The following is a 4,572-nucleotide window of genomic DNA, read 5'->3' on the forward strand; positions in this document are numbered from 1 at the left end:
GGCCGTGGCCTCCGTGTGGACACTGGATTACCTGGACCGGCTGCTGCCGCCGATGGTGGCTGCGGCCAGCGTGCTGCAGCACGCCTTCCCGGCCGGCGCACAGGACATCTGGCTGCGGCTGGATGCGCACGGCACCGTGCAGAGCTTTCACATCGTCGCCGCGGGCACCCCCATGCGGGGCACTGCCACGGCCGAGCGCTATGCGGCCCTGCTCTGGCAACACCTGGCGCCGCTGTTTGCCCGGCTGACCGAACTGACGCGGGTGGCCCCGAAGATCCTCTGGGGCAACACGGCGCGGCGCCTGGACCTCATCCTGGCGCAGGCCGTGGCACGGGTGGGCCCCGGCACGCCCGTGGCGGCCGACCGCGACTTCCTGCTGGGCTGCGCGCAATGGCCCGAGGGCAGCAATCCGATGCACGGTCCGCAGCGCGAGGTGCCGCGCGGCGAGGGAACCGCTCCGCTGCGGCTGCACCGCCAATGCTGCCTGTACTACCTGCTGCCCGGTGAAAGCCATTGCGGCGCGTGCCCGCTGGCGCCGCAGCACCGCAGGGCGGCCGAGGCGCCGAGCGCCTGACCATGCGCGGCGCCACAGCCCACCACCACCGTCCGAGCCCGGGCATGGACGAAGGCGTGCCGCCGGTGCGACAGCGCCGTAGTGAACAGATGGCAGCGCCGTTCGTCTTCCCGACAGGGGTCGCGGGAACGGCTGCATCCAAGGATGCGCCGCGCCCGGGCAACGGCGCGCCGGCACACCCCGATCGCCGCCATCGGTTCATCCACTCTTGACTGGACTCACTTCGCTCATGCCCAAGGCAAAACTCGCATATGTCCTCTCCCTGCGCAACGCGGCGGCCGACCAGGCCGGCCGGCACGTGGCCTACAAAGGGGGCCAGCGCTACATGAAGTCTCCGCTGGAATCCCTGGCCGAGGCACTGGACCAGACGCCGCTGGGCGATGCCTATTCCCTGGAAGGCATCGTGTTCGACGACGATCCGCAATCCCCGCGGGACCAGGCCGCACTGCAGGACTACGGCTTCTCCTGCGACCCCGCGCGGCCCTGGATCTTTCCCCACGGCCTGCGCACGCAGGGCCGGCCGCTCAAGGACCTGATGCATTCGGTGCCCTCCACCTACCGCCGGCTGCCGCGCGATTCGGCGCAGCGGGTGCCGGGCAAGCAGGCGTTCGAGCGCCAGTTGCGCGAGCAGCTGGATGCGCTGCAGGCCGACATCGTGGTGCTCGACGGCCTGCTGGTGATCCTGGACGACCTGGCGCGGCCGGGCAATCCGTACTGGCGCCGCATCGCCAATATCCACCCGGGCATCACGCGGCCTGGCTCCCCATACCAGCGCCGCGGCGCCTACGCCACGCTCGATGCGCTGCACGGCGCGCGGGGGGAGAAGGTCATCGACTGGACCACGCGCGCCACCGTGCCCGTGCCGCCCGTGTCGATGACGGGCGCCTCCTTCCACTACGTGGACCAGGGCATCGACTCAGGCGAGGTGATCTTCGACGTGCTCGCCACGCCCATCGCCCCTGACGACACCATCTTGGAAATGCGCTGGAACAACTTCCAGCAAAGCCTGTTTCCCGCGCTGCACCAGGGGCTGGCGCTGCTGGCCGAAACACCCTCCCTCACCACACAGGAGTTGACATCCCATGCCTGCCATTCATGACCTCATCGGGATCGGCTTCGGCCCGTCCAACGTCGCCCTGGCCATCGCGCTGGAGGAAAAGCGCCATGCCAGCCGGCCCCTGGACGCCCTGTTCATCGAACGGCAGCCGGCCTTCGCCTGGCACCCGCACATGCTGCTGGACCAGTCGCACATGCAGATCTCGTTCCTGAAGGACCTGGCCACGCTGCGCAACCCCACCAGCCGGTTCACTTTCATCAATTACCTGCATGAGAAAGGCCGCCTGCCGGACTTCATCAACCTCAAGAGCTTCTACCCGAGCCGCCGCGAATTCAACGATTATCTGAGCTGGGCGGCGGAGCAATTCGAGGACCACTGCATCTATGGCGAGGACGTCTTCGAAGTGCTGCCCGAGCGGCAGCACACCGGTGGCGCCGCGTCGCACGCGCCGCACGCGCCGCAGGCGGCGCCCGTCTCCCACCTGCGCGTGCGCTCGCGCAACCGGGCGGGCACGGTGACCGAACGGCTGGCGCGCAACCTGGTGGTGGGCGTGGGCGGCACGGCCAACATTCCCCCCGCCTTCCAGCCCTTCAGAGCCGACCCGCGCGTCTTCCACTCCAGCACCTACCTGCAGGGCATGGCAGCCCACGGCGCGGCGCGCAAGATCGCGGTGGTGGGCGCGGGGCAGAGCGCGGCCGAGATATTCATGGACCTGCAGGGCCGGCCCGGCGCGCCGCAGGTGGATCTGATCATGCGCGCCCGATCGATCCGGCCCTCGGACGACAGCCCGTTCGTGAACGAGATCTTCAACGTGGAGTTCACCGACTACATGTACAGCCGGCCGCCGTCGGAACGCTCGGCGCTGCTGGAGGAGTTCTGGCACACCAACTATGCGGTGGCCGACATGGAACTGATCCAGCAGATCTTCAAGCTCTTCTACGAACAGAAGGTCGCAGGCGGCGAGCGGCTGCGCTTTCTGCGGCGCCAGGAGGTCGGCGCGGTACGGGCCGATGCAGCCGGCATCCACCTGGCGCTGGCGGACCAGGACAGCGGCCAGCAGAGCACCGTGCGCTACGACGCTGTGGTGCTGGCCACGGGCTATGCGCGGGCGCAGCACAAGGAACTGCTCCAGCCCCTGGCGCCCTACCTGGGCGACCTGCAGGTCGATCGGCACTACCGCGTGCAGACCCCGCCGGACTTCCAGCCGGCCATCTACCTGCAAGGGGCCTGCGAAAGCTCGCACGGCTTGAGCGACACGCTGCTGTCGGTCACGTCGGTGCGCACCGGGGAGATCGGCAACGCCCTGCTGGCCGCCACACCGGCCGCCACGGCACGTTCCCGCGGGGCGATGGAGCCGGCCCCCGCCTGAACCGGCGCGCAGGCCGAAGGCCCAGGAAGGATGAGGCGGGGAGCCCAACCATCGCCAGATCGGCCGCTGTGGGACCCGACCCCGATCCGGGGCTCAGGGGCCACGGCGCCCTGCACGAGCCACGCCGTCCAGTGGCCATGAAGCGGAGCAATGCAACCCCTTCATGCCCCAGGCCGCGGCGCCGGCTCCGCTGTTATCGCTCAGACTCCAACGCGAAATTCCACCGATCCGTCTTTTCTACCCCTTCAGAGTCAGGATCCTCACCCGCCAGGGCCCATACGGGGAAAAGCAGTCCTGCGATCAGGAGGGCCAGAATTCGTTTCATCAATGACTCCTTGGTTGATGGACGGGTAGTGCCTTCGAGTGGCGTTGCGCTTCGCTTTGCGACCTTCCAGACTTCCGCATTTTGCAGCCTTCAGATCGCCTGGCAAAGGCTCAGTCGACCCCATGCTATGATTCAAATGCGAACTATTCGCATTGAACCCAGGCCATCGCATTCTGCAGCGCCCTCCGTGCACCGGCGGCGCGAACGGATCGGCAGCCCGCCGCGTGGCGGTGCCTGGGGTCCGATCATTGGCATTTGCGGGAAACGGCCTCATGCGCGATCTGATCCATGAACTGGTGACCCACTACGGGGACTTGCGCCGGCACCTGACGTACGAGCTCAGGGACCCGCACTATGCGGCCGACATCGCGCAATCGAGCTTCGAGCGGGTGTACGCCCAGGCCGTGGCCGCCAAGGGATCAGCGGCGCGCGAATCGGCAGCGCCGTCTTCGCTGTCCACCGTCGAATCGCCCCGCGCCCTGCTCTTCAGGGTGGCACGCAACCTGTGCATCGACGACTACCGCAAGCGCAAGGTCGCCCAGGACTGGGCCAGCCAGCACGCGGGCGACGAGCGCCACGGGGCGGTGCCATCGTCCGAGTACTTCGCGGCGCAGCGCCAGGTGCTGCGCCGGCTGGTGGAAGCGATCGAGCGGCTGCCGCCCCGGCGCCGCGAGGTCTTCCTGCTCTTCAGGGCCTATGGCCACACGCGCACCGAAATCGCCGAGCGCCTGGGCATCACCGAAATGGCGGTGGCCAAGCACATGGTGCGCGCCACGGTCGATTGCTCGCGCGTGTTCGCCGAACTGCGCGCGAGCCTGATCGAACACCAGAGCCCATCCGGCCGCGCGGGCTTCGAGGCCACTCTGGCCGAAGATTTTTCCTGAGCCCCGCATGTCCCTGACCGCCGCGCCGCGAGAGCGCCTGATCGAGCACGCCATCGCACTCATCGTGCAGGCCGATGTCGCACCCGAGCCGGCCGCGCAGGACGCGCGCGCCACGCTGGCCCAATGGCGCCAGCGCTCAGGCGAGCACGAGGCCGCGGCCCAGGAGGCGCGCAGGCGCTGGGAGGTGATCGGCAGCGCCTCGACCGAACTGCGTGCGCATTTCAGCGAGCCGGCCGCGGGCACTGCGTCGCCCAATGCCCGGCGCATGCCGCGGCGCCTGCTGCTGTCCGCCGCCGCGTTGGTGGGCACCGGGCTGCTGGCCGGACGCGGCGTGCAGTGGCTCTGGCAGCAGCCGGTGTTCAC

The 4,572-nt window shown here is 69.0% G+C and carries 5 protein-coding genes and 1 pseudogene; all 6 read left to right on the forward strand.

The window, feature by feature from the left end; translation table 11 throughout:
* A partial coding sequence (gene fhuF, locus AC27IQ_RS19080; protein ID WP_487090412.1) for a siderophore-iron reductase FhuF occupies positions 1–574 on the forward strand: 574 nt, incomplete at its 5' end.
* Between the two features lie 44 nt (positions 575–618).
* Entirely contained in the window at positions 619–786 is a 168-nt protein-coding gene (locus tag AC27IQ_RS19085) for a hypothetical protein (RefSeq protein WP_487090413.1), read from the forward strand.
* Between the two features lie 17 nt (positions 787–803).
* Positions 804–1,673, forward strand: coding sequence for a formyltransferase family protein (locus AC27IQ_RS19090; RefSeq protein WP_284429172.1), 870 nt, complete (start codon positions 804–806; stop codon positions 1,671–1,673).
* Positions 1,657–3,000, forward strand: a complete 1,344-nt coding sequence (locus AC27IQ_RS19095; protein WP_487090414.1) for a lysine N(6)-hydroxylase/L-ornithine N(5)-oxygenase family protein — start codon at positions 1,657–1,659, stop codon at positions 2,998–3,000. The genes AC27IQ_RS19090 and AC27IQ_RS19095 overlap by 17 nt, the downstream gene beginning before the upstream one ends.
* Before the next feature lie 597 nt (positions 3,001–3,597).
* A complete protein-coding gene (locus AC27IQ_RS19100; protein ID WP_487090415.1) occupies positions 3,598–4,209 on the forward strand; it encodes an RNA polymerase sigma factor in 612 nt (203 codons plus the stop codon).
* Positions 4,210–4,216: 7 nt separating this feature from the next.
* Positions 4,217–4,572 (forward strand): annotated as a pseudogene (locus AC27IQ_RS19105) (iron dicitrate transport regulator FecR); the annotation flags it as partial.

This window comes from Acidovorax sp. KPB24-07, from assembly GCF_057543315.1.